The organism is Labrys okinawensis (assembly GCF_002982075.1).
GTDB classification, from domain to species: Bacteria; Pseudomonadota; Alphaproteobacteria; order Rhizobiales; family Labraceae; genus Labrys; species Labrys okinawensis_A.
This window is the reverse complement of sequence record NZ_PUEJ01000005.1, coordinates 639,540-657,236: the sequence shown is the minus strand read 5'-3', so window position 1 is coordinate 657,236 and position 17,697 is coordinate 639,540. Positions and strand designations below refer to the sequence as shown.

General features: G+C 58.0%; 24 protein-coding genes and 3 tRNA genes. 11 read left to right on the top strand and 16 right to left on the bottom strand.

Annotated features, from left to right (window positions below; all coding sequences use genetic code 11):
• Nucleotides 1–191 precede the first annotated feature (191 nt).
• A complete protein-coding gene (locus tag C5L14_RS16820; RefSeq protein ID WP_105863168.1) occupies nt 192–848 on the bottom strand; it encodes a protein-L-isoaspartate O-methyltransferase family protein in 657 nt (218 codons plus the stop codon).
• Between the two features lie 215 nt (nt 849–1,063).
• Between C5L14_RS16820 and C5L14_RS16815 the strand changes: the two genes are divergently transcribed.
• Both C5L14_RS16815 and C5L14_RS16810 read left to right on the top strand, forming a co-directional pair.
• Nucleotides 1,064–1,137, top strand: a tRNA-Cys gene (locus tag C5L14_RS16815).
• A gap of 441 nt (nt 1,138–1,578) precedes the next feature.
• Nucleotides 1,579–1,821, top strand: coding sequence for a type II toxin-antitoxin system HicB family antitoxin (locus C5L14_RS16810; RefSeq protein WP_105863167.1), 243 nt, complete (start codon nt 1,579–1,581; stop codon nt 1,819–1,821).
• A gap of 248 nt (nt 1,822–2,069) precedes the next feature.
• Here the strand turns inward: C5L14_RS16810 and C5L14_RS16805 are convergent, their stop codons facing one another.
• Entirely contained in the window at nt 2,070–2,327 is a 258-nt protein-coding gene (locus C5L14_RS16805) for a hypothetical protein (RefSeq protein WP_105863166.1), read from the bottom strand.
• Between the two features lie 264 nt (nt 2,328–2,591).
• Here C5L14_RS16805 and C5L14_RS16800 point away from each other — a divergent pair, with 264 nt between their 5' ends.
• Nucleotides 2,592–2,996, top strand: a complete 405-nt coding sequence (locus tag C5L14_RS16800; RefSeq protein WP_105863165.1) for a hypothetical protein — start codon at nt 2,592–2,594, stop codon at nt 2,994–2,996.
• A 12-nt stretch (nt 2,997–3,008) separates the two neighbouring features.
• Here C5L14_RS16800 and C5L14_RS16795 read toward each other — a convergent pair whose 3' ends face one another.
• Complete coding sequence (locus C5L14_RS16795) at nt 3,009–3,278, bottom strand: hypothetical protein (RefSeq protein WP_105863164.1); 270 nt, start codon at nt 3,276–3,278, stop codon at nt 3,009–3,011.
• Nucleotides 3,279–3,435: 157 nt separating this feature from the next.
• Here C5L14_RS16795 and C5L14_RS16790 point away from each other — a divergent pair.
• A tRNA-Asn gene (locus C5L14_RS16790) sits at nt 3,436–3,511 on the top strand.
• Between the two features lie 106 nt (nt 3,512–3,617).
• Here C5L14_RS16790 and C5L14_RS16785 read toward each other — a convergent pair.
• Nucleotides 3,618–3,692: transfer RNA gene (locus tag C5L14_RS16785), tRNA-Arg, on the bottom strand.
• Between the two features lie 5 nt (nt 3,693–3,697).
• Nucleotides 3,698–3,895, bottom strand: a complete 198-nt coding sequence (locus C5L14_RS16780) for a hypothetical protein (RefSeq protein ID WP_105863163.1) — start codon at nt 3,893–3,895, stop codon at nt 3,698–3,700.
• 94 nt (nt 3,896–3,989) lie between these two features.
• On the opposite strand from C5L14_RS16780, the gene C5L14_RS16775 reads away from it, so the two are divergent.
• From C5L14_RS16775 to C5L14_RS16770, 3 genes are all read left to right on the top strand, one after another.
• Nucleotides 3,990–4,226 (top strand): helix-turn-helix domain-containing protein, encoded by a 237-nt coding sequence (locus tag C5L14_RS16775; RefSeq protein ID WP_105863162.1) that lies wholly within the window; start codon nt 3,990–3,992, stop codon nt 4,224–4,226.
• A 150-nt stretch (nt 4,227–4,376) separates the two neighbouring features.
• Nucleotides 4,377–4,547, top strand: a complete 171-nt coding sequence (locus C5L14_RS30385) for a hypothetical protein (protein WP_181161204.1) — start codon at nt 4,377–4,379, stop codon at nt 4,545–4,547.
• Nucleotides 4,548–5,129: 582 nt separating this feature from the next.
• Complete coding sequence (locus C5L14_RS16770) at nt 5,130–6,239, top strand: tyrosine-type recombinase/integrase (RefSeq protein ID WP_105863161.1); 1,110 nt, start codon at nt 5,130–5,132, stop codon at nt 6,237–6,239.
• Nucleotides 6,240–6,249: 10 nt separating this feature from the next.
• On the opposite strand, the gene C5L14_RS16765 is transcribed toward C5L14_RS16770, so the two are convergent.
• Entirely contained in the window at nt 6,250–6,912 is a 663-nt protein-coding gene (locus C5L14_RS16765) for an SOS response-associated peptidase (RefSeq protein WP_105863160.1), read from the bottom strand.
• A 152-nt stretch (nt 6,913–7,064) separates the two neighbouring features.
• On the opposite strand from C5L14_RS16765, the gene C5L14_RS16760 reads away from it, so the two are divergent.
• The 4 genes from C5L14_RS16760 to C5L14_RS16745 all read left to right on the top strand — a co-directional run bounded on the left by C5L14_RS16760 (nt 7,065) and on the right by C5L14_RS16745 (nt 8,907).
• The gene (locus tag C5L14_RS16760; RefSeq protein WP_146126935.1) at nt 7,065–7,508 is read left to right on the top strand and encodes a hypothetical protein; all 444 of its coding nucleotides are present in this window, start codon (nt 7,065–7,067) and stop codon (nt 7,506–7,508) included.
• Complete coding sequence (locus C5L14_RS16755; protein ID WP_105863158.1) at nt 7,505–7,765, top strand: hypothetical protein; 261 nt, start codon at nt 7,505–7,507, stop codon at nt 7,763–7,765. The genes C5L14_RS16760 and C5L14_RS16755 overlap by 4 nt, the downstream gene beginning before the upstream one ends.
• 482 nt (nt 7,766–8,247) lie before the next feature.
• Nucleotides 8,248–8,433: a hypothetical protein gene (locus tag C5L14_RS16750; RefSeq protein WP_105863157.1), complete on the top strand. Its 186-nt coding sequence runs from the start codon at nt 8,248–8,250 to the stop codon at nt 8,431–8,433.
• 15 nt (nt 8,434–8,448) lie between these two features.
• A complete protein-coding gene (locus tag C5L14_RS16745; protein WP_105863156.1) occupies nt 8,449–8,907 on the top strand; it encodes a thermonuclease family protein in 459 nt (152 codons plus the stop codon).
• A 500-nt stretch (nt 8,908–9,407) separates the two neighbouring features.
• Here the strand turns inward: C5L14_RS16745 and C5L14_RS16740 are convergent, their stop codons facing one another.
• From C5L14_RS16740 to C5L14_RS16695, 10 genes are all read right to left on the bottom strand, one after another.
• Nucleotides 9,408–10,586 (bottom strand): helix-turn-helix domain-containing protein, encoded by a 1,179-nt coding sequence (locus C5L14_RS16740; protein ID WP_181161203.1) that lies wholly within the window; start codon nt 10,584–10,586, stop codon nt 9,408–9,410.
• 717 nt (nt 10,587–11,303) lie between these two features.
• Complete coding sequence (locus tag C5L14_RS16730; protein ID WP_105863153.1) at nt 11,304–13,391, bottom strand: hypothetical protein; 2,088 nt, start codon at nt 13,389–13,391, stop codon at nt 11,304–11,306.
• Nucleotides 13,391–14,548, bottom strand: a complete 1,158-nt coding sequence (locus C5L14_RS16725; RefSeq protein WP_146126932.1) for a phage baseplate assembly protein — start codon at nt 14,546–14,548, stop codon at nt 13,391–13,393. Before C5L14_RS16725 ends, C5L14_RS16730 begins: the two co-directional genes overlap by 1 nt.
• Nucleotides 14,532–14,831 carry a hypothetical protein gene (locus tag C5L14_RS16720; protein ID WP_105863151.1) on the bottom strand — a complete coding sequence of 100 codons (300 nt, stop codon included), beginning with the start codon at nt 14,829–14,831 and terminating at the stop codon, nt 14,532–14,534. Before C5L14_RS16720 ends, C5L14_RS16725 begins: the two co-directional genes overlap by 17 nt.
• A complete protein-coding gene (locus tag C5L14_RS16715; protein ID WP_105863150.1) occupies nt 14,831–15,589 on the bottom strand; it encodes a head maturation protease, ClpP-related in 759 nt (252 codons plus the stop codon). The genes C5L14_RS16720 and C5L14_RS16715 overlap by 1 nt, the downstream gene beginning before the upstream one ends.
• Nucleotides 15,586–16,395, bottom strand: coding sequence for a hypothetical protein (locus tag C5L14_RS16710; protein WP_105863149.1), 810 nt, complete (start codon nt 16,393–16,395; stop codon nt 15,586–15,588). Before C5L14_RS16710 ends, C5L14_RS16715 begins: the two co-directional genes overlap by 4 nt.
• A complete protein-coding gene (locus C5L14_RS29985) occupies nt 16,392–16,637 on the bottom strand; it encodes a hypothetical protein (protein ID WP_146126931.1) in 246 nt (81 codons plus the stop codon). The genes C5L14_RS16710 and C5L14_RS29985 overlap by 4 nt, the downstream gene beginning before the upstream one ends.
• Entirely contained in the window at nt 16,634–16,888 is a 255-nt protein-coding gene (locus C5L14_RS16705; RefSeq protein WP_105863148.1) for a hypothetical protein, read from the bottom strand. The genes C5L14_RS29985 and C5L14_RS16705 overlap by 4 nt, the downstream gene beginning before the upstream one ends.
• Nucleotides 16,885–17,064 carry a hypothetical protein gene (locus tag C5L14_RS16700; RefSeq protein ID WP_105863147.1) on the bottom strand — a complete coding sequence of 60 codons (180 nt, stop codon included), beginning with the start codon at nt 17,062–17,064 and terminating at the stop codon, nt 16,885–16,887. Before C5L14_RS16700 ends, C5L14_RS16705 begins: the two co-directional genes overlap by 4 nt.
• On the bottom strand, nt 17,061–17,576 hold the full coding sequence (locus C5L14_RS16695) for a hypothetical protein (RefSeq protein ID WP_105863146.1): 516 nt from the start codon (nt 17,574–17,576) through the stop codon (nt 17,061–17,063). Before C5L14_RS16695 ends, C5L14_RS16700 begins: the two co-directional genes overlap by 4 nt.
• Nucleotides 17,577–17,697: the final 121 nt, after the last annotated feature.

The following is a 17,697-nucleotide window of genomic DNA, read 5'->3' as shown; positions in this document are numbered from 1 at the left end:
CGACCCGACCCAAATTAAAAGAAGCGGACAAACCGCCATATTTTTCAAAAAAATAGCCTGTCAGGCAGCTTTCACCAACAACTGATTTCGGCTGCCGAGTGATAAATCCGAGGTTGAAGCAAAAAAGAGACAGTGAACCCCGGGTTCGGTTAATTAATGGTTAATTTTCTCCTAACATGCTGTTTTGCTGGTCAGAATGAAAAGGCGGGAGCCTTGGCGAAGGCGGCCAGGGCTGGCACGGAGGCGTCGAAGGCGATGCGACCGGTGTGATCTGGCCCGACCTTGACGAAGACGGTGGCACGTCCGGGCCGGCCGCGACCGACGACAGCGACAAGGCGGCCGCCCTCCTTGAGGGAGGCGAACAAAGCCTGGGGAATTTCTTCGACGGCACCTTCGATCAGGATCACGTCGTAGGGTCCCGAACCGGCCGCGCCCTGCTCGAGCGGGCCGTTCACCACCGTCACATTGGGGTAGGACGCCAACGCGGTCTTTGCCGAAGCCGCAAGCCCTTCATCGCTCTCCAGCGCCACCACCTTCTCAGCGAGTTCGGCCAGAATCGCGGACGAATAGCCGGTGGCCGCACCAATATCGAGCACCGTGTCGGTGGATTTGATACCAGCGGCCTGGACGAGCTTGGCCAGATACATCGGTTGAATGAGATAGCGCTGGCCCGCCTCGCCGCCTACCGCCAGATCGGCGTCGAGATAGGCCAGGGGCTGCTTGGCGGCCGGCACGAAGGTCTCGCGGGGCACGGTAAGGAAGGCATCCACGACACGCGCCTCGGTCACGTCATTGGTGCGAATCTGGCAATCCACCATGGTGCGGCGCGCTTGGACGAAGTCGGTCATCACTCGATATCTCTGTTTGTCACAGCGTTGTTTGCGGCATGGCCTCGAAAAAGGCAAGAAGGCTGGCCTTGCAGCCGGGCCGGAGGCTTCAGTTTTGCAGCCGGCAATCCGCATTCACGGAAATATCGCCTCGGCTGAGAAAACCGGTTGAACCCGTCCGGCTTGCTTGTTATAGCGCCTGCCTCCGCTTTGTCCTGCACAGCGCGACAATGGATGGCCACGTGGCGGAGTGGTTACGCAGAGGACTGCAAATCCTTGCACCCCGGTTCGATTCCGGGCGTGGCCTCCACTTTTCCTGATGCATCGACATATCGCTTCTACCCCTGCAAAGCCGCTGCCGACAGCGGCGGCACATATATGTGCGTTGTTCGATTTTGCCTTCCGCCAATTGAGAAAGTCGGGAACGGCTGGGGTGGTTGGTCATGCGAGCAATTCGGACAGGGTCCGGGTCCCTCGCCGTGAGCTGCCGAGGAAACAGGAGGCCCGGAAGGGCGGATTTGCAGGATCGCCTTCCAGACCTCCCTGCTCGAACAACCGGGCCGCTTGTGAGCGTCCGGAACCTAAGGCCCGCCCGGACGTCCGGCAATTTGGCTATCAGGCTTACCCCTCGATGACAGGCTCTATTCGCGGCGGGTCTTCACGACAGCGAGGCGGTTGCCAGCCACGCCACGCTCACTGACATCCAAATGACGCTCACGGGCGGTATGGTGTGCTCGCTTAGGGGGCGAACATGGACGATCTGGAATACCCAATTCTGGTCGAGCCACGGTCTGTTGCGGATGGGGGCGGTTTTGCGGCCATCGTCCCCGATCTTCCCGGCTGCATGAGCGGTGGCGAAACTCCCGAGGGGGCAGTCGCCAAGGCGCGGGACGCAATTCGGGCATGGATCGAGAATTCAAGGAATCTCGGGCACGCTATTCCCAGGCCGTCGCGCCACCACATGGCGATTTGGGCCGCTCTCAAGACGACCTAGCCCGAGTATGATGCCTCGGATAATTCGACCGGCCGGGCCTCGGCTGCGCCAGACCGAAAGAGCGGTGAAAAGACGTCGAGCCCCTTCCCGGCTGAAGCAATCGGGATCTCGGCCCGAGCGAACCGGCCATACAGCCCGCCGGCGCCGCAACGGCGATCCGTCGTCACCGTCATGATAGCTATCGTCTTGATGAGGGCGCTGACGCTTTCGCTATGCCGAACCGGAGGAGTGCTGAAAGACCCCTATCGTCATCGAATGACGCAATATAGCGGCACTTTCAGCGTGCTTGCGATGAAATGGAGGCAGTGGTTCCGCATCACTTGCGCATCGTCGTCGACCATCTGAGCTCGAATGGCGGCTCCCGCCGATCGGGCCACGCGTTGCTTGAAATCCTGGTCGGTTTCTTCGAGCGCCCGCGCCATTGCGCCCAGCAATGCATACAGGCTCTCGATCTCGACCTGCAGCGTCTGCGCTTTTTGCTGCAGCGTGCTGAAGTCGTCCACCATTGGATACCTCCCTTTTTTATTATCAGGAGACCATGGCCGTGACCGGTGCGTGATAGCCAGGCTCTTCTTGGTGCAGCATGATACCGCCATTCGGGCTTGGCGTCACGCCTGGTAACCCGCTATGGGTCATGGAGAAGAGAGGCTGTTTGAACGGCGTGGGGTGAGGGACTGTTAACGCAAGCCGGTCCATTGTTTTCCACCGTCGGCCTTCCAGCCGGCCGCCTTTCGATTCGAGCGGCGTGGTGAGTTTGGGGATCGCGGTGCATGACAGATGCCAATGACAGCTATTTTCCGCTCGGCCGGGATCGTGCTCCCAATGAAGTCGACCGCCAGAGGGAATGGTTGAGGCGCAACCGTGGCAAACCCGCCATGCCGACACAGAACGATCTGGACTTGCTCGAGGCGAGCGAGCTGGAAATCAAGATCTGCCCCTGTCATGCGGCTCCGGATCAACCCTATGCCCTCTATCTGGAAGTGTTTGCCTTTGAGCTCTTCCTTGGCCAGATCAAACTGGCCGATTTCCTTGGCCGCGCCTGTGCCGTCGAGGGCAATGACGATCTCGATCAGGTTCCCCGCCGGGATCGGCTGGTGGCGCTGAAGGAACTCCAGCGGACCGTCGATCACCTGGTTGCCGTCGAGGAAATGCGCGTTGTGGCTGGCAACGCCTGAAGGGCGGCGGGATCAGCGATCATCCGCAGGACGTGCCTGGCGCCGGCGCCCCCACCACACTGCGAGCTTGCGGCGGTGACGGCGAACCAGCGCGATATCGATCGATAGAATCAGCAGGCCGAGCGGAATCATCCAGAAGCCCAGAATCGGCAGGAACCCCAGAAAACCGCCGATCACCAGCAAGCCGCCCAGAATCACTCGCATGCCTCGCGAGGCCGGCAGATGAAAATGTCGCCCACCGAGTTTCACCTTCGGACGATTGATCTGTTCATTGGGTGCCAAAAAGCCCTCCAGGCGGTCAAAAGCGGACCTTTGATCCGGTTGTGTTCTCTTACCCTTAGATATTAATCCGAAAAGAAGATGCAATGAGGGCAGGATAGGCCTTGGCAAGTCAGATTCTTGGAGCTATACACCCGCTCCACCGGGGGACACCCTCTGTTCCGCGATAGCTCAGCCGGTAGAGCAAGCGACTGTTAATCGCTGGGTCGCAGGTTCGAGTCCTGCTCGCGGAGCCATTCTCCTTCCCTAAGATGCTGATAAGCCTTAGGAATTTGAATATCCCCTGCCCTGCTTCATACTTTTGTTCATAACGAGCGATGGTGCTTGTTTGCGCCATGATGGTGGCAGCCACGCCCGGAATCGAACCGGGATCTACAGCTTAGAAGGCTGGCGCTCTATCCCTTGAGCTACGTGGCCTGGGGTCACTTGCCTTCCGCGATCTCCTGACAGGCCTGCGAGAGCTGTCCGAACAACCGGCTGGGCTTTTTTTCGTCGTCCCACATGACATTCAGATACAGGAAGACCTTAGCGAGTTCGGCCCAGGTGACGGGCGCCGTGCCGTCGGTAGGAAGGCCGGCGATCGGCTGGTCGGTGGATTCGTTAACCTTGTGTTCGGTCATTGGAGCACCTCTTGTTGCCAACGCATGTTATATGATTTATATAACGTGACTAGAAATGTGCCGTCAACCATATTTTTACAAGGTTATATAAAATATGTCACTCTTGCCTAGCCAGTGCAGAGCAGCCAGAGGCCTTCTTGGATGGTCACAGGCTCAATTAAGCGCTGCATCGAAGGTGGCGCCAGCGACACTTGCTAACTTCGAGCTGGGCAAGCGCACGCCCATGCCTAACAACCTCGCCGCTATCCGGGGCGCCCTCGAAACGGCTGGTGTAATCTTCGTCGACGAAAACGGCGAAGGGCCTGGTGTGCGTTTGCGGAAGAACACTTGACAAAATTCTTGCCCGCAAGCATTTCTCGAAAAGAGGCACGCGCCCTCTGCAGCCACTGACCGGGTTCTCTGTCTGGAACCACTGGCAAGCGCGCCAACGCAACGAGACAGCCCGCACCGGGTATACGGTGCTTTGCGTTGGAGAATAACCATGTCCACCAATATCGTTCGCAAGCAGATTGAGCGCGCCCTTCGTGCGACTTTCCTTGAGATCCAGGCGGTCGACCGGGCCAAGAAGGCTGGGCGGCGCGAGCGCCTTGCCGAATTGCACGATCAGGTTCGTCAGCTCGACGAGGCGTTTGAGCGCCTAAACTTCAAATAAGAGCGCAGCGGCCAGTCTAACGGCTGGCCGCCGTCCGCAACTGAGGCCGGGCAGTCCGCCGCTCAGCTTCCTCGCGCTCCCACCTATCGAAGGCGCTTTCCTTCGGGCTATTGTCGCCAATGCCACTGCACTTGTTCAGCTCAGCGTCGAGCGCGAGACGACCCATCGGTTTGTGATTGACACAGACTGCGGCAGAACGCCGGCCAGCACCCACTTGTTGAACGTAGGAATCGACGCGCCGCAGTATGCCGCCGCCTGCCTGCGAGTCAGGAGGCGGGGTGCGAGTTTGCTTTCATCGGACATGCTCACCTCGAAAAAATGAAAGTAATAATTCTAAAAAAGAATCTACGATGCAATTATGAAATCGCAGCATCATAAAACGTGTTGATGAGCATCATGAATCGTGTTGCTCGATCACGAAATATGTTTATGCGATAATCGCATTTTCTATGCGATTATCGAGCTTGCGACTCCATTGTTTTATATATTAGTTATTCTGCTTCCAGCGGCGCGCCTTGGCGAAGTTGCGTCGCGAAGACCTTATTCAGGGTTGACGGAATATTGCCCGCAGGGAGCCGGCTAATGCCCCTCAAGCTTATCCAGCGCAAAGGCTCTGACGTTTGGTACATCCGCGGCACCGTGGGCGCCGGCAAAGAGAGCCGAGCCATCTACGAGACCACAAGACTGCGGGATAAGAAGCTGGCCAGACGGTACCTCCGCAACCGGGAGGCTGAAATAGTCAATTCCTTGCTGGAAGGACCGCGCACCTTCGCAGATGCCGCCAAGGCGTACGGCGAGCGTGGTGGCTCTCTGAGATTCGTCGACCGGATATCCAAGCACTTCGGCAAGCGGGACTTGTCATCTATCCGGCAGTTCGACCTTGAAGCCGCAGGACGATCACTCTATCCGAGCTGCAGCCCAGAGACTGTGAACAGGCAGCTTTTCACACCTTTCATCGTCGTATGGGGTTATGCCGCCGTCAATCAGTGGGTGCCTGCCCGCAAGTGGTTGCGACCACGCAAGCCCAAGGGCACCCGGGTTATCCGCGCGCAGTCCACCAGGGCGGGCAGCAAGCCAACCACCTACGACCAAGCCGCCAAGTTCGTGGAGGCAATGTCTCCGGCCGCCGGCATGCTCATGACGTTCTTGTTCTACACCGGTATGCGTCCGATCGAGGCGTTCATGCTGGAGGCATCGGACGTTAACGTGCCTGGGCGCTGGATATCGTTGTCGCACACAAAGACAGGAGAGCCGCGCGGAGTGCCGATGCATGAATTTCTGGTGCCGCTGCTGGAGGCGCTAGTGAGTCGCGGCGGTCGTGTTTTCAGGACGCAACGCGGCCTTCCATACGAGGAGAAGGACGAGGGCGGCGGCCAGATGAAGTCAGCCATCCTTGGCGCCCGTAGGCGATCCAAGGTGCCAGGCATCTCGCCATATACGGCGCGCCATACCGTCTCGACGCAGTTGGTGGTAAACGGCGTTCACCCGCATATCAAAGACCAGATCCTGGGACACGCCGTCGATGACATGAGCCGGCATTATACAAACGTGCCGCAGAAGCCGCTAATCGAGGCCATCAACACGCTGCCGGTGCCGGAGGAATGGCGTGCGCTGGAGTGGTGGGGAGACCCAATAAAGGCTACCAAGAAGCTGGCGAAGGGGACTGGGCGGCGGACAGACCTAGAGAGGTGAGCCTCATTGTCTATCCCACACTCGCATTCGCCGGCCGAGGCACCACCACAAGCTGATCGTCTGGCAACGGCCGCTGGAGCGCCTTCGCTTCAGACCAGGGCGCTCGCATCCAGACATCGCGCTCTTCGGCGGTCGTCAGGATCACGGGCATCGCCTTGTCGTGATGGGGCTTCACAACCGCGTTCGGCGCGGTCGTCAGGAAGCCGAAGACATCGGCTGTTACCTCACCCTCCTTTACCTTCCGAACCGACGTCCAGTTCGTCCAGATGCCGGCAAAGACGGCTAGGGGTTTATTGTCGTTGAGCGCGAACCACTTCAGCGCCTTGCCGCCCTTCTCGTTCTTCTCGCTGTCCGAGTATTCGGAGAAGGCAGTGAACGGCACCAGGCAACGGTTTTCCGGGCCCAGCCACCGGCGCCAGTGAGGCGAGGCAACGTTACGGATGTTGGTAACGCCAGGATCGGTCTTCTTGCCCTCCAGGAACTTCGGAGGCGTCGGCATTCCCCAGCGCGCCACTACGAGCTCGCGGACGCCATCGGCTCCGTCACGAATGATCGGCGACGGATAGTCTGGATAGACGTCGACGGCGTCCGGCCAGTTGACGGTGTCTCGAACGACCGGACCGAGCTGGCGAAGCTCTTCCTGGGTCATCTGCTGGTTGAACAGATTGCACATCGCTGGTCCCTCATTTGCGGCGAGCATGCTGCGCCAACGGACCGCGCGCAACCCCTTCCCTATACCGTGAACGAAATGAGAACAAAAGACTCGACTCGCGAAAAAAGCGAGCGTAGCGTTTCGGTCATGATGATCCCTGAATGGAGGCCGTAATGGAGGGCTTTGATTTTGGGCGGACGGATCGCCTGGACCTCTTCGATATCAATCGCACCCGTCAGGAAATTCTGCGGGACTGGATCCTTCTTGGTGACGGCGATCCGACAGTCGCCCTGCAGCTCTTAATCGAGCGAGCGATCGAGATGGATGACGAGTTGGATGCGACCCGTCTCATGTTGGACGATGCCCGCGAAAAGCTGGGGCAGCCGCCCCTTGTTCATGACCGGGAGCGGCGAGAGGCACACTTCACAGCTCGAGCGAGGCTAAGGGCGCGCCAAGCCGAGGAGAACGGCGAGCCCGATGACGATGATGGGCTCACCACAGAAGAGCTGACATTCCTGCACGATACCGGTATGGATCCTGAGGCCTATTTGGCGGAGCGGGATGCCCAGCCGACGACGCCGAAGCGCGGCCCCGAACTGCACATCGTCAGAGAATGACCCAGCCGGCCCAGGAGCCGGCGGCCGATGATCTCGAAACCAGTGTGGACGATATAATCGCAGCCTGTGAAGGTGATGCGAGAGCGGCCGTGCGCGTCCTGCTGGTGGCATTGCATCATTGCCAGACCGAGCTTGAAAAACGAGACGAAGAGATTGCGCAGCTCGCGCGGGATATCTCTCGGGGATATTCCCGCGGGCGCTGGGAGGATTTCCTGACGCGCGCCGAGGTGCCAATCCCGTACAAACCGGACGAGTGATATGGCACTCGACAAGCCACCTCAGACAGTGGACCAGGCCCTGGACTGGGGTTGGACCCACCTCGAATTCACATGCAAGCGGAAAAGCTGCCAACACATCGGTCGCGTTCCGCTGGCACCCTTCAACATCCGACGGGGATTTCGAGACATGACCCTGTGGGAGGTATTCAATCGCTGCAAGTGCAGCAGATGCAATCTCAGGCCGGTGACCGGCTCGCTTGCCAAGGCACAGAACGTCGATGGGCAAGAAAGCTGGCATTCAAAGCGAGTCGATTTCTACGAAGGCATGACCCTCCGGCCGGGACGCGAATAGCATGAGGCGAAACGAGCTAACATCGTCGGGAATAGACTACGGCTGGCCCCACCAGATTCGCATCCCTCAGGAAACCTGCGGAGGCAGAAATTATAACGTGGTCCATGGCTTTTGCCGGGACGAAGGCTTGAGCCTTTGCCCACGGGGGCACTCGGTCAGCCGGGATGCCGTGCACTACGTCGTCTTCTGCTTTGCCGAGAAAGAACACGCCGAACGTTTCAAGGATCGCTTCGGGGGCGACTGGTTCAACCGCAAGGCCTGGAACGACGAGGAGCGGGCCGCCTACATGGCACGCAAAGGTCTGCACAAGGTTCGCGGTCGATGGGTGCCGATATCGAAACCGGCCGGCGGCTGATGGTATGAGGAAGGAATGAAATCAGTTCTGCGTATCGCCTTTGCCTTCCTCCTGGTCGCCCCACAAGCCGGCGCCGCCACCTATGAGGCCGTCGACGGTAACCGCATCATCGTCCTCGACGGCGATACGGTTGCCCTGCCCTGCAAGAAGCCTGGCCGAGGCTGCGCGGAACGAGTGCGGCTGCGGGACATCGACGCGCCCGAGGTATTCCATCCCGATTGCGCGGAGGGGCTGCAGCAAGGCCTGAAGGCCAAAGAGAGGCTGGCCCAACTGATCAGGGGCAAGGTCGTCTATGTGGAGCGCGACGGGCACAAGGATATATACGGCCGCACGCTGGGCGCCCTGCGTATCGGCAGCTCGTCGGGTGTCAACGCCGGCATGCAGCTTGTCCGCGAAGACCTAGCGCGCCCCTGGAAAGCTGGGGCCGCCGCGCGCGAAGAGCGGCGGCTATGGTGGTGTGGATCGGTGCAATAGCGCAATGCGCAGAAGGAAAGCTCGGAGCATGACGGGCCGTTCCAGCGAACCAAGCACACTTCAAAACTAAACTTCGTTGAAGTACTCGTCAGATGTATATACTGGAAGTCCATAATATCCACACAGATCGTGCACGGTACAAAAAGTATCACTCTTGTGATCTGAAATAACTCCCAACCTCCGCACAGATGCGGCTGCCGTCAAAAAGATGGCTATTTGATTACCTTCGAGTATAGTTTTTCCGTTTGGTCTATTCGAGATGTCGGAACATAGATCAAATAGCGCCTCATCTGGCTCTATAACTCGTGAATTTGGGTGTATAAAGGCCGCACGTAACGGCGGATCTCTTTTAAAAATAGTTTCTTCAATATGAGATATATACAGTTGGTTAGCCGTACAAAGATCCGTACAATGATCGATGCGCTGATTACTCTGAGAGCCATAAATTATGCTGGCTGTTCTATAATCAATAATCCAACCTCGTACTTTTGGAAGCGCCATCAGGATAACGCCGCCTTGAATCGTTTTGTTACAAGAGAAAACGCTTTCTCTTGAAGGTTGGCTGACAGGCCCAAGCCGACTTCGACATCATACGAGTCAATAAACTTCGCCTCCATTGCCTTGCACGCGAGGTAAACCGGTAGCTGCCCAATTTCGCTCAATCTTTTCGCATGCGGAGCACCGCCGCCTGCGCGCGGAGAAACCAGCTTCTCTTCTTCTTTTTCTTCTTTCGGGTTTCTCGTGAAAATCCGACGCCACGTTACAAGTTGCTGCTGAACTAGATACTCGGTCTCCACAAGGCGAATCGCTGCCGCATGCTTGCTGAGTAATGTAGCGCGGGATGTTGCCTCGATTAGTGATGCTGCATCTCGACGGACACCGGCAGGAAGTGACTCAACTGTCCTTGTAAAATTTTCAATTGGCGCCAAGAATTCCGCAGCAAAGATGTTGCAGTTCCGCTCGATTTTATTGCGTGCATTAAATGGATTAGAGACTCCCTCCAGATCCATGAGAGCATGGCAATATTCGTGCGCCAACGTGAATAGTTGCGCCTTCTTTGAGGATATGCTTCTATTTACAAATATTGTAGGAAATTTTTCCTCTTTGTATGTGTAGAATCCTAAATAATCTGAGGGTGGCGCGTCGTTAATCTGTAGTACACCACCTTGAATTTCAAAAAATAACCTTAAGGCGCCCATGAATTGCTGTTCATTGCTCCCTGAGAGCTTAAGCGAGGTACTCCTTTTCGCGAACCATTCATCGAACGCGGCGCGCAATTCGGAGGCTCGTCTATTCGACGAGTTCGCCTTCCTGGCGGATACCGCGAGGTCAAGAGGTTTGTAGCCAACAACTTTAGCTAGTTGTTTGGTGAATTTTGCAATCTTTTCGGATGCGAAAAAGACTTGCAAACCCTTAGGAGACAAGGCTGCGGGTCTTGGATCTGATTTGCGAAAATCTACCGGTAATGGGCTCGTCGGGGGCAATTTATCCGAGTATAGAGCGTAAACAGGGACACCATATGTGTCTGCTAGGCGTTCCATTTGCTTTCGGGATGGCCTAATTTGACCCGACTCGAAGTTCTCAAGGCGCGGAAGTGAAATCGATGCAAAATCAGCAACATCGCTGAGCTGCAGTCCTAGCTGCTCACGAATAATTCGTAGAGAATTTTTGCTTTCCATAGCTCCCATGGGCTCCAAGTATGACGATTTACGCTGATTTCTCAAGTCTTCTTCAGCTCGGCGCAGGCCTCGGGATCGGCCTGTCTCTATTTCGCTCTCCGGTGGATCTTCGCCTCGATCGGATTAAAAGAAATATTGCAAGTGAACTTCGAATTCTTCAATTAATAGATACCGAATTTGCGAAAGTTAAATATAGGTCGATTCTGTCTTTGAAATTTAATTTGGAAGAGGTGAGCAGAGATTTGGAAAAGGCACAACTTCCGTACATGGTTGCGTCAGTAATATTTGCGTTAATTAATACCGGAGGGCTGATATACGTCAGCTTGAACTCCGGTGTGGAATCAGGAAGATGCTTCAATTACGGGGCAATATTTTCTTCCATCTTCTCGTATGTGCTTATATTCGGTATCGTTCAGATAATCGCCTACTTTAAATTACGGCCTATCAAAAAAGAGCTGAACTCAATTATGAACCAAAAAAGGACCTCGGAGCACTCTATAGACTAACATGTCTGGTTGAGGGAGCACACCCCCGTTGCGTATCTGAGGCCGAAGGCCCGGCATATGTGGAACTGCCGGGCCTTCGCTTTAAAGCACTAGTACCAAAGAGGTGATTGCCCCTGGTCTGCATGTCGACGTAGCCTTTCCAGGCTTCCCCACCAGGAGGCCGGAGGCCCGGATGACAGCCTCAGCAACCGTCCGCCCGGGCCTCCCTCTCTCAGATCGACATCAAATTCCCACGCTTGATCGACAACTCCTGAAACAAAGGGCTTCCGTCCGTCTTGGCGTCAACGGGGTGGTCCTTCGACCTCACGTCGATCGAAACACGACCGTGCAGACCATCCCGGCCGGCTGCTGCGGCGTCGGATTTGGCCTTCGACCGGGAAGCGGACGGCCTGGGAGCGGCGCTTGCCGTCGGGGCGGACTGCGTGCCGCCACTGGTGCGCCCTATCTTCCATCCTTCATGCTTACGCATGTTGGCTAGGAGCTGCCTGCGTTGCTCTGGCGAGAAGTCCGACATCTTCGTATTCGGATCGAGCCCCATGGCGCGAATGTACGCCGGCACGTCGTTCTCGAACCCTGGCGCCCAACGGTGAATAGCCTGGGCCAGCGTCAGATTGCGATAGCCCTTGGAGTCGAACAGCAACGATTCTTGCGCCCTGGTGCCAACATCCTCACTCGGAAAAATTGCGAATCTTCCATCGCTGCCTATGGCGCCATGCGAACGAGCAAACGGCCCATATTCGATATTGCCGGGGTTGCGGTTGCGCCAGGATCGAGAGCCGCCGAACCGCCTTTCGCCGTTGTCGGGCACGCCAGCGTCGTATTGTGGCGTGGTGACGCCTAGGGATTGTCGGACGGCTCGCATGCCGTTGATGGCCGCCTTGGCGGATGGGGGCGGTGTATAGCTAGCCTTCATAAAACCGCCACCACCACTGCCACCCGGACCTGACTCGGCGCTTCCACCCTGCAGCGATTGCGCGAAATCCTGCATGCCTTTCGTAACGCCGGCTGCGATGGTGGCGACGGTGTCTTGCGCGCGCGCCATGCCGGTGAAAGCTGCACGGGCGCCTGGTCTATAGGCAATTGGCGAATAGTCATCCCGGGCCGAGCTATCTGGTTGTCCGGAGCCCGATGCAGACGGCTTGGGTGTCACGCCAATGAAAGGCTTTCCATCCAGCTTATCCCATTGGGGCGCATGCTGAAGCAGCCAATCGAACACCGATCCCTTGCGCGCGCCGAGGGTGTTGCCAAAAAGGGAATAATTCTCGCCATCCGCTGCCGATCCACGGTCCTTCTTGAACTGCTCCATCTTGGGCGACAGGCCCGTCATATAGTCGATAAACGCCTTGGTCTTCTCAAACACCACTGCGATAGCAGCGGCGTCTTCCGACCAATTGTGTCCCTTCAAGGCTTCACTCACGCCGTTGAAGAATTTCGCAGCGTCACCGCTATGATTGTTCGCGAAAGCAGCCATTGCGTCCGCAACTGCCGTCAGGTTGGGCGCCAAAGCACCGCCAACGCTCAGCTTGATCTTGTCCAACGCCGCCGAGACGCGTTCAGTGCTGTCCAGAAACGCCTTGGCCTTCTCTTCGTCAGCGGTGTTCTGCTGACTGATCGAGGCGCGGGCCGCGGATCGGCGCTTTGCCAGGTCTGCGGGGCTCTCATTGCCGAGAGCCCCCATGGACTCGTCGCCGAACAGCATCCTAGCCAGGGTGCGCCTCTGCTGGGCGTCCTTCTGGTTTTGGAGATACCTCAGCGATTTTTCCAGAACTTCATCGTTCGACTTCGTGCCCGCCAGATCATTTGCGATGCTGCGACCGCCGGGGCCGAGCGCGGACAGTTCCTGAAACGTGCCCTGGTGGCGCCGCATGGCATCGGCATTCTGCGCCGAGAAAGTCACTGCCTGCTTCATGGCGTCAGAATCGATACCCAGGCCGGCCGATACGGCTTGCAGTTCTTTCAGCTTCGCGGTGGCGATGCCGGTGTCGCGCGCGAAATTCCGCATTGCGACCGTCTGAGTAGCAAACTGCCGGGTGTTGGCCGTGAGTGCCGCAATGGCGCCGGCCGCCGACAGAGCACCGATCGACAGGCCGGGCAGGCCCATGCCACCCGCGAGACCGTTGCCGGCTTCCTTGATTGCCCGGCTGGCCTGGTTGACCTGATCTCGCAGCGTTCGAAAGTTCCGCTCCACAGCACGCATGCCGTCGGAAGGGCGGAAGTCCTTTAGTTTCTTTTGGAGGTCCTGCAGCGGCTTACTGAAGCGGTCAGTTACGCTCGCCGGGAGTACAAGTTCTTCTGCCATTAATTCACCGTGACTGTCTCGTTGCCCTTAGGACCGTCGGTTACAACAGTTGGGGTTCCGGGCTGGATGTTGGTTTGCGTGGCTTCCTGTGCTGGCGTCTGGGGCGGCGGCGAGCCGTTGACGTCGGGGTTCTTCGACAGGACTTTTTGGAACAGCCACTGCGTACGGGTGCCAGACTGATCCTGCGAGAACAGCAGTTCGGCGACAGGAAGCTCGTTGGTCTTCAGCATGAGCATCGGGCTATCGATGTCGATCGAGTCATAAACGGCCGGCAACTTGCCATTGGCCAACAGCCAGCCCTGCGACACGATCTGCGCGGTTGCCTGGCGTGCTCCGCTTAGAAGCTGGTGAGTCTCAGCAAGCCGACGCGCGTCGTCGGCGTCGCCAGGGATGTCCATATGGGCCACGGAGTGCACTTTGTAGGTTCCGCCCGACATTTCGTATTTCGCCGCGCTGCCGCGGTTTTGGTCCGGCGTTGTCGTATCGCTGCCCTTCTGACTGCCGACAACGTCAGCGCTGGTGTCGATCACGTATTCGATCTGTGCAGATGCCGAGAGGATGTTCTGCCCCTCGACCAAGCCGCCCTTGCTGTCCTTTGACGCCGAGCCATGGGCAACCAAGTTGCCTTCGGCGTCATCGATCAGGCGGATTCCACGGTAGCGAGACAAACGCTCCAGCAACGTCCAGACGGACTCGCCCGGCTCGGTCTGCACGTTCTTGAATGGTTTGTCGAAACCAGGCGGAGGGTTCTGGACCTTGAATTTGACACCGAGCGGAGCCAGCACCTTGTTGGCAATCGCCTGAAAGCTATAGCCTTTGAAATTGCCATCCTTGAGTGGAACGGACGCGCGCGTGGTCGGCTGGACATTCGAAGCGACTGCAATGCGCACCGAATGATTGTTGGCGTCAAATGCGGCCTGGCGTTCATAGACTCTGCCAGACAGAAACAGCTGGCCGCCCAGGGTCACAGTCGCCTGATCGCCTGGTCTGATCTGGAGAGCTTGGCCAACCTTGCCATTGGTGCCAGGGCTTTCCGTCACTGTAAGCACGACGACTCTCGTTGCCGTGCTGTAGCTGCTCGATGCCTGCACCGATTCCCAATCGCGAAACTCTCGGCCGTTGATTGTGACGACGCAGGTTTCACTGGGCTTTGGCATGCTGCTCTCCTGCCTCCATGGCCGCTATTTCGCCACGCAGCGACTCGACAGCGTCAGTCCATGACTGCTCGTTGCCGGATTTCGGGCCGTTGGTCACAAGCACATCAAGCGCTTCCCGAAGGTTCCGCGCGACGGCACGCGAATGCGCGGCTTCGATTCGAGCTTTCGCCTCGTTGATGGAACAGCCCTCGGCGATCAGCCTTTCTGCGAGCCGAGGGCGCTCGACCTCTCTACCCGCAGCTCGAATAGCCTGCGCTCGATGCTTCTCGCTCATGGTTGGCATCAGCGTTTCCCGAAGGCTTTGGCGAGCGCCTTGTCCCAACCATTGCCGGCCGCGTCAGCGGATTCCGCTTTCACGCTATTGATTGCCCGCTCCCAACTCGCGTTGATCGACCTATCGCGCTGCAGGTTAAACTTGCGCTTGCCCGATGCGAGAGCGAGAGCTGCGTCCCAGCCGAACGACCGATCACGACGAGCAGCTTTGATGGTCGCACAGTGCTTTCGCGGCAGGGACGACATGTTGGGGGCGTCGCCCATTCCACCCGCCAGGTTGTCGGCGTAGCCGAGCCGGATGGCCTCGTCGGCCGACATAAGTCTGTCTTCGTCCATCAAAGCCTTCACGGCAGCCACAGACTGGCCGGACCGGGCCGAATAGATCTTGGCGTATGAGTCAGACATGCGCTTCAGGTCGCCGGCCGCAGTGGCGAGGTCGTCCGCGCTGCCCGTTGCCGTCGTGTACGGCATATGGATCAACATGAATGCGTTCGGCGCGATTTCGATGTAATCGGCGGCCATGGCAATGAGAGATGCCGCGCTGGCCGCAATGCCTTCGATCCTGGCCGTAATGCGTGCGCGGCTGGCCTTGAGCATCGAATAGATCGCCATCGCGTCCATAACGTCGCCGCCGGGCGAGTTGATGCGAAGAAGAAAGGCGCCGGGAGATCCCAGCGCCTTCAGGTTTGCGTCAAACTGTTTGGCGGTCATGCCGACGCCGGTCTCGGGGTCGGCTCCGATAGGGTCGAAAATACAAATCTCGTTCATGCTGCCTCCCTATATGGAACGTGCTCGACAAGCACGGGACGGTCGTTCGCGGGCTTGGGTGCGTAGGCGTCGGGCAAGACAACTGAATCGAAGCCTGTGGCACGAATTACAGCCCGCGCCTCGCGATATTCGCGACGGGTGAACCACTGCTTGGCGTAATACTCCGGCACGGGCGAGTGTTCGGGACGGTGATAGCCCCTGCCATTGCTTTCTTCCCGCACCTTGGCCTGGACGATCTCGGAGGCCGGCTCGCGCCGACCTTCGCGCACCCAGAGGTCGACGGTCTTCTCCTTGACGATCTCACGAGGCGCTGCCGGAACGGAGCGCAGCCTGCCGGAGTCGGCAATCGGTGCGGCACCGGCCGGCAGATCCGAATTGGCAGCGCGTACGACGCGATCGATATCGGCGATCTTGGCGACAGCCAAGAGCACGGCCTGGGCGGCCTTCGCGTATTCGTCGATTAGGCCAGGCAACTTGTCGGCTTCGGCCTTCGCAGCCTTATATACCTGCTTCCGCCCGTCTTCGGCTTCGGCTTCCACGGCGGCGGCGTGCCGGGTACGCAGGGCCTCGATAGCGGCGTCACCGTCGGCAATATCGTCACGGGTCGAGGTAAGATCAGAGCGATATGCAAGCCGTTCGCTCTCGCTCGCCAAGGCCATTTCAGAGCGCTTGGCCTCAAGGTCGGCCAGGCGCGTGCGGGCCGCAGCAGTCTCGACTTCGGTTTGCGTTAGAAGTTCGGCTAGCTTGGCGGAGTCGGGGGCTTTCTTCGCCCTGAAAGTCTCGGAAATCACATTCAGGATCTTCATTGTGTAAATCTCTCTGCTTCTCGATTACGAAGCTTCTTCGCCCTGTCGTCATTCACCGCTTCAGCAATGGCCAAAAGAAGCTCAGGTGATGCTGGTGACTGAACGTGGACGACGACACCAATTCCACTGATCCGGATCGTAGTATTGGCTGCTTTGCAGATATCGATGATGTGATTTGCTTCCTGAAAGCTCGCTGGAGGCGTGGCATCGAGATAGAAGCAGTCATAAGACTTAAATGTCATTCTGCGTGTTCCTCTTCATCAAGCCGGATCTCGCGCGGCGTCCGCCACCGCGGCACCTCAAGCGAGGCAGGCTCGGGGAATCCAAATAATTCGCGATAGTTGACATGGGCGACTTCAAGGAGTTCGTCCGGGTCAATCACGAGGCTCTTGCCGCCCCGGAAATAGATACGGATCGGCTCGCCGTCTGCATGGGCATGCTGAAAGCCGGTCAGGATGAAATCACAGTCTGAAATTCCGACAGGCTGCATCATTGCACGTTCTCCCGGGCCGCATTGGCGGCCTCAATGAGGGTGTGGGCCGACTTCAGCATTTTGCGACGTTCTGCCGGTTTGGCCGCGGCATAGGCGGCTACGGCGAAGGCAGACGAAATGACGACGAGCAAATCGTCGTCGTTGATGATCTCGCCGATCGTGGGGGTGTTGTTCATACGGATCTCCTGCGCCGGCGGCGGCGCTTTGTAGCTGGGGGCGCCTGCCTGATGGCCTCGGCAAGTTGCGTGAAGGTATTGGCGGTCAGAACGGCCATGCGGGTAAACCCTGGCCGTGGGTCGTCCTCTTCGGACAGGAACAGCGTCGAGATCACGTTCCCTGTACCGTCCCTGTGTCGGATGGCGGCGGCGGGGGCGACGGCATCAATGGCAAGCTCAAGGAGGTCATGAGGATCGGCCAGATAGCCGGTCAGAGCATCGCCGAAGGTGCTTCTGTCAGGGGCCTGCAGCGCCATATAGGCCCGGACAGTGTCCGGCCTCGTCGTGGCGGTCGTGCCGATCATGACGGAGGTCAACACCATGGCCACGTCAGCTAGAGGCGCGTCGCCGCCTGGGCCTTGCTTTCCCTGAATAACACCTGCTTCAACAAGCCGCTTGCGCTGATATAGCGCCGATCCTCTCAAGTTTAGTGTCGTGTCGATAATCTCGACCAGACGTCCAACGCTGGCCATTGGGCAATTTCCTCCGTTTGAAGATTAATGAGGGCAAAAGAAAACCGGTGCCCCGAAGGACACCGGCTTTTAGTAACCCTACCAAAAGGAGAGATGGCAGGACGACAAAGAACTGCTCACC